Source organism: Mycobacterium sp. (genome assembly GCF_025933915.1).
In the GTDB taxonomy this organism is placed as follows: Bacteria; Actinomycetota; Actinomycetes; order Mycobacteriales; family Mycobacteriaceae; genus Mycobacterium.
Genome location: NZ_JAICZA010000210.1, coordinates 1 through 6,255, shown reverse-complemented (window position 1 = coordinate 6,255; position 6,255 = coordinate 1). Strand labels below are relative to the sequence as shown.

Here is a 6,255-nt window from a genome sequence, read left to right as displayed (position 1 = left end):
GGTGAAGTCGGTGCACGCGGCGGCCACCGAGACCTTGGACGTGCTGCAAACGTGGTTGCGCACCGACGGCGCCGGAGTGCTGGCCGTGCAGACCCGCGGGGCGGTCGCCCTTGCCGGTGAAGACGTTTCGGACCTTGCCGGTGCCGCGGTGTGGGGGTTGGTGCGGTCGGCACAGGCCGAACATCCGGGCCGCATGGTGCTGATCGATTCCGACGGATCGCTGGATGTCCGAGGGGTAATCCCTTGCGGTGAACCGCAAGTGGTGGTCCGTCGGGGCGTGGCCTACGCGGCCCGGCTGCGGCCCGTGCGCGCGGACTCGGCGGTCAGCCTGCCGGCCGGTGGCTGGCGGTTGGATGCCGGGGGGGAGGGCACGCTGGCGGATGTGGTGGTGAGCCCGTCCCCGCGGGTGGAACTGGCCGCCGGGCAGGTGCGGGTGGCGGTGGCCGCGGTCGGGGTCAACTTCCGCGATGTGCTGGTGGCCCTGGGGATGTATCCCGGCGGCGGCCAGTTGGGTGCCGAGGGCGCCGGCGTGGTCGTCGAGGTTGCGCCCGACGTGACCGGGCTGGCCGTCGGCGATCCGGTGATGGGGTTGCTGGGGGTTGTCGGCTCCGAGGCGGTGGTGGATCAGCGAGTGGTGACGCCGGTGCCGCAGGGGCTGTCGCTGGTGGCGGCCGCCGGTGTGCCGGTGGTGTTCCTGACGGCACTGTACGGGTTGTCGGTGCTGGCGGGGCTGCGTGGCGGGGAGCGGGTATTGGTGCACACCGCCACCGGCGGAGTGGGCATGGCCGCGGTGCAGCTGGCGCGGCACTGGGGCGCCGAGGTGTTCGTCACCGCCAGCCGTGGTAAGTGGGATACCTTGCGCGCGATGGGATTCGACGACGACCATATCGGCGATTCGCGCACCTTGGATTTCGAGGAGAAGTTCCGTGCGGTGGCGGGCGACCGCGGCGTCGACGTCGTGCTCAATTCCCTGGCCGGCGAATTCACCGACGCGTCGCTGCGGCTGTTGGCGCCCGGTGGGCGATTCATCGAGATGGGCAAGACCGACGTCCGCGATCCGCACGTGATCGCCGAACAGTACCGGGGCGCGGTGTATCGGGCGTTCGACCTGTTGGAGGCCGGTCCGGACCGCACCGCGGCCATGCTGGCCGAGATCGTCGGGCTGCTGACGGACGGGGTCTTGATACCGTTGCCGCAGAAGACGTTCGACGTCCGATGCGCCTCGGCGGCCTACCGGTACGTCAGCCAGGCGCGCCACATCGGCAAGGTCGCGCTGACCGTTCCGTCGGGGCCCGGCGGGGTGCTCAGCGGGTGCGGCGGCGGGCTGGCGGGGGCCACCGTGGTGATCACCGGCGGCACCGGGATGGCCGGCTCGGCGCTGGCCCGCCACCTCGTCGACCGCTACCGGGTGGCGCACGTGGTGCTGGCGAGCCGCGCCGGCGCGGACGCGGCCGGGGTCGCGGAACTCGTGGACGCGCTGGGGCAGGCCGGCGCGCAGACGTCGGTGGTGGCGTGCGATGTCGCCGACCCCGAAGCCGTGTCCGGGATGTTGGCGGAGATACCGGCGCGGTATCCGCTGCGTGGCGTCGTCCATGCCGCCGGGATTCTCGACGACGGGTTGATCTCGTCGCTGACCCCGGAGCGCGTGGACGCGGTGCTGCGGGCCAAGGTCGACGGGGCGTGGAACCTGCACCAGCTGACCCGGCATCTGGATTTGTCTGCGTTCGTGGTGTTTTCGTCGATGGCCGGGATTGTCGGTACGCCGGGACAGGCCAACTACGCGGCGGCCAACAGCTTCCTCGACGGGCTGGTCGCCCACCGGCGCGCCCACGGGCTCGCGGGTTTGTCGCTGGCCTGGGGACTGTGGGAGCAGGCCTCGGCGATGACGGCGCACCTCGGTGACCGGGACAAGGCCCGGATGAGCAGGATCGGGCTGGCACCGCTGTCCACCGAGCAGGCCTTGGCGGCGTTCGATGCCGCCATGCTGGTCGACAGTCCGGTGTTGGTGGCCGCCCGCCTGGACCGGGCCGCGCTGTCGGAGAACGTCGCGGCCCTGCCCCCGCTGTTGTCCGAACTCGCCGCCGGGCCGACCCGGCGTGTGGTCGACGACACGGACGCCACCGCGTCGATGACCGGCCTCACCGCACGCCTGCACGGCCTGAGCCCCGAGGCCCGACAACGCGAGTTGGTGGACCTGGTTCGCGGCAATGCCGCGATGGTGTTGGGCGTGCCGAACCCGGCCGACATCAACGTCGGGCGCGCATTCCAAGAGCTCGGCTTTGATTCGCTGACCGCCGTCGAACTGCGCAACCGCCTCAAAAATGCGACGGGGCTTACCCTTTCGCCGACGCTCATCTTCGACTACCCGACACCGACCGTGCTGGCCGGACACCTGGACACGCAACTGGCCGGGACCGACACCGACGTCCAGCCGAACCTGATGGCCCGTGTCAACGACATCACCCGCGAACTGCAGGCGCTGCTCAGCGCGCCCAACTGGAATGCCGACGACAGGTCGGCGCTGCGGGCCCGCATCCACGCCCTGCTCGGCGCCGTTGCGCCCAGCGAGCCAACCGACGCCGAACACCTCGACGATGACCTCGATGCCGCCACCGAAAGCCAACTCTTTGCGATCCTTGATGACGAACTCGGCCGCTGACACCCCACAAGGAGCAACGATGCCGGGCACCGCGCAGCACGTCGACTACCTGAAACGCCTCACGGCGGATCTCAGGCGGACCCGGCGGCGCGTAGCGGAGCTGGAGGGCCAGCTGTCCGAACCGGTGGCGGTGGTGGGCATGGCCTGCCGTTACGCCGGCGGGGTGGACACGCCGGAAGCCCTGTGGGAGCTGGTGCTTGAGGGCCGCGACACGGTGTCGGACTTTCCGCTCGATCGCGGCTGGGACGTCGAGGGCCTGTACGACCCGGATCCCGACGCGAAGGGCAAGATGTACACCCGGCAGGGCAGCTTCCTGCGGGACGCGGGTGACTTCGACGCCGGGTTCTTCGGGATCGGGCCCAGCGAGGCGCTGGCCATGGATCCCCAGCAGCGGATGATGCTGGAGATCTGCTGGGAAGCGTTGGAGCGGGCCGGCATCGACCCATTCAGCCTGCGCGGCACGGCAACCGGGGTGTTCGCCGGTGTCATCCACGCCGGGTATGGCGGCGAGGTGAAGGGCGAGCTGGAGGGCTACGGCCTCACCGGCTCGACCCTGAGCGTGACCTCGGGCCGGGTGTCGTATGTGTTGGGGCTGGAAGGGCCCGCGGTGTCGGTGGACACCGCGTGTTCGTCGTCGTTGGTCTCCATGCATCTGGCCGCGCAGTCGTTGCGGTCCGGGGAATGCGACCTGGCGCTGGCCGGTGGCGTGACGGTGATGGCCACCCCTGCGGCGTTCGTCGAGTTCAGCCGGCAGCGCGCACTGGCGCCCGATGGTCGCTGCAAGGTGTATGCCGGTGCGGCGGACGGGACTTCGTGGTCGGAAGGCGCGGGTGTGCTGGTGCTGGAGCGGCTGGCCGACGCCCGGCGCCTGGGGCATCCGGTGCTGGCGTTGCTGCGGGGCACGGCGGTAAACCAGGACGGCGCGTCCAACGGGTTGACCGCGCCCAACGGCCCGTCACAGCAGCGGGTCATCCGGGCGGCCTTGGCCAGCGCCGGGTTGACGGCCGCGGACGTGGATGTGGTGGAGGGCCACGGGACCGGGACGGTGCTCGGGGACCCGATCGAGGCGCAGGCGTTGCTGGCGACGTACGGGCAGGATCGCCCGGCGGACCGGCCGCTGTGGTTGGGATCGATCAAATCCAACATCGGTCACACCTCGGCCGCGGCGGGCGTGGCCGGGGTGATCAAGATGGTGCAGGCGATGCGGCACGGGGTGCTGCCCCAGACGCTGAACGTGGACGTGCCGTCGCCGCACGTGGATTGGTCGGCCGGCGCGGTGTCGTTGCTGACCGAACCGCGGCCGTGGCCGGATCACGGCGGGCTGCGGCGGGCGGGGGTCTCGTCGTTCGGCATCAGCGGCACCAACGCGCACGTAATCGTCGAGCAGGCCCCCTCCGAACCGAGCCCAGCACCGGACGGAACGCCCGCGCCGAATGACACGAATCCGGTGGTGCCGTGGGCGGTTTCGGCGAGGTCGGCCGACGCGCTGGCCGGCCAGGCGCAACGGCTGCTGGACCACCTGGGCGCCGACGCGGGCGTGCCCGCGGCGGACGTGGGCTGGTCGTTGGCGACCACCCGGGCGGCATTCGAGCACCGCGCGGTGCTTCTCGGCGCCGATCGTGAGGGCCTGATGGCGGGGCTGACGGGGTTGGCGTCCGGTGCGCCGGGCCCGGACGTCGTCGCCGGGCGTACCCGCTCGGTGGGTAAGCGCGTGTTCGTGTTTCCCGGCCAGGGGTCGCAGTGGCTGGGCATGGGTGCGGCGCTGTACGAACGATTTCCCGCGTTCGCCCGGGCGTTTGACGACGCCGTGGCGGCGGTGGACGGCCATTGCCGGCTGCCGTTGCGCGAGGTGATGTGGGGCGGCGACGCGGAGTTGTTGCAGAGCACCGAATTTGCCCAGCCGGCGTTGTTCGTGCTCGAGGTCGCGTTGGCCGCGCTGTGGGAATCCTTCGGTGTCACACCGGATGTGGTGATCGGCCACTCGGTGGGGGAGATCGCCGCCGCCTGTGTGGCCGGCGCGCTGTCGCTGCCCGACGCGGCGCGACTGGTGGCCGCCCGGGGCCGGTTGATGGCGCAGCTGCCGCCCGGTGGGGTGATGATGGCCGTGACCGCGAGCGAGGCCGAGGTCGCGCCGCTGCTGAACGGTGACGTCGGTATCGCGGCGGTCAACGGTCCGCAATCGCTGGTGCTTTCCGGTTCGGAATCCGCGGTAAGGGCGGTCGCGGATCGATTGGCGGCCGGCGGTGCACGGGTCCGGAAACTGGCGGTCTCGCACGCGTTCCACTCCCCGCTGATGGAACCCATGATGGAAGACTTCTCCGCGGTGGTCGCCGGCGTGTCGGCGAGCGAACCGCGGATCGCGCTGGTGTCCAACCTGACCGGGCAGCTGGCCGGCCCAGACTATGGGACGGTCGGATACTGGGTTGACCATGTACGCAAGCCGGTGCGATTCGTCGACGGCGTGCAGCTGGCCGAATCCCTGGGCGCCGGGGTGTTTCTGGAGGTCGGCCCGGGCGCGGCGTTGACGGCCGCGGTCGAACAGTCCCTGACGACGGACCGCGCGATGTCGGTGGTGTCGATGGCCAAGGGGCGCCCCGAGGTCGACTCGCTGCTGTTGGCGGCCGGACAGCTTTTCGCGACCGGTTCGGACGTGGAGTGGTCGGCGGCGTTTACCGGCTTGAACACCCGACGAATCGAGTTGCCGACGTATGCCTTTGTGCGACGCAGGTTTTGGCTGTCGAGCGATTCGGTGGGTTCGGCGAAGATCGCCAGTCTCGGGTTGGCCGAGGCCGAGCATGCGTTGCTGGGCGCGGTCGTGGACCGGCCGGATTCCGGCGGTGTGGTGTTGACCGGCCGGCTGTCGACGGCCGCGCAACCCTGGCTCGCCGACCACGCGGTGGCCGGCACGGTGTTGTTTCCGGGGGCGGGCTTCGTGGAGCTGGCGTTGCGGGCCGGTGACGAGGTCGGCTGCTCGGTGATCCAGGAGCTGACGCTGTCGGCGCCACTGGTGGTTCCGTCGGTGCCGACCGGCGGCGTCGTGCAGCTTCAGGTGGTGGTGGACGCGGCCGGCGCGGGGGGTTCGCGGCCGGTCGCCGTGTATTCGCGTGTCGCGCAAACGGATTGGACGTTGCACGCCGAGGGTGTGCTGAGCGACGGTGCTGCCGCCCCGCCGACGGATTTGTCGGTGTGGCCGCCGGTCGGTGCGGACGCGGTGGACGTGGCCGGCGTGTATGAGGGCTTGGCGGACCGGGGCTATGGGTACGGCCCGGCCTTTCAGGGGTTGCGGGCCGTGTGGCGGCGGGGAAACGAGACATTCGCCGAGGTCGAACTGCCGCAGCATGCGGGGGTCGTGACCAGTGGCTTCGGCATCCACCCGGTGGTGCTGGACGCGGCGCTGCACGCGCTGGGGGTCGCCGACGAGCGGATCGAAACGTTACTGCCGTTCTCCTGGCAGGGTGTGAGCCTGCACGCCGCCGGTGCGTCGCGGGTCCGGGTGAGGCTGGCGCCGGTCGGCGCAGGTGCCGTGTCGGTGGAGCTGGCCGATTCGTCGGGCCTCCCGGTGTTGTCGGTGCGGGAGCTGGTGACGCGCGCCGTCT

The 6,255-nt window shown here is 71.0% G+C and carries 2 protein-coding genes; both read left to right on the top strand.

Annotated features, from left to right (window positions below; all coding sequences use genetic code 11):
* Positions 1-2,659, top strand: a 2,659-nt coding sequence (locus tag Q0W90_RS22235) for an SDR family NAD(P)-dependent oxidoreductase (protein WP_297776659.1), incomplete at its 5' end; no start/stop codon positions are given.
* Positions 2,660-2,678: 19 nt separating this feature from the next.
* Positions 2,679-6,255 (top strand): type I polyketide synthase (locus Q0W90_RS22230; RefSeq protein WP_297776657.1); only part of this gene is annotated, 3,577 nt, incomplete at its 3' end.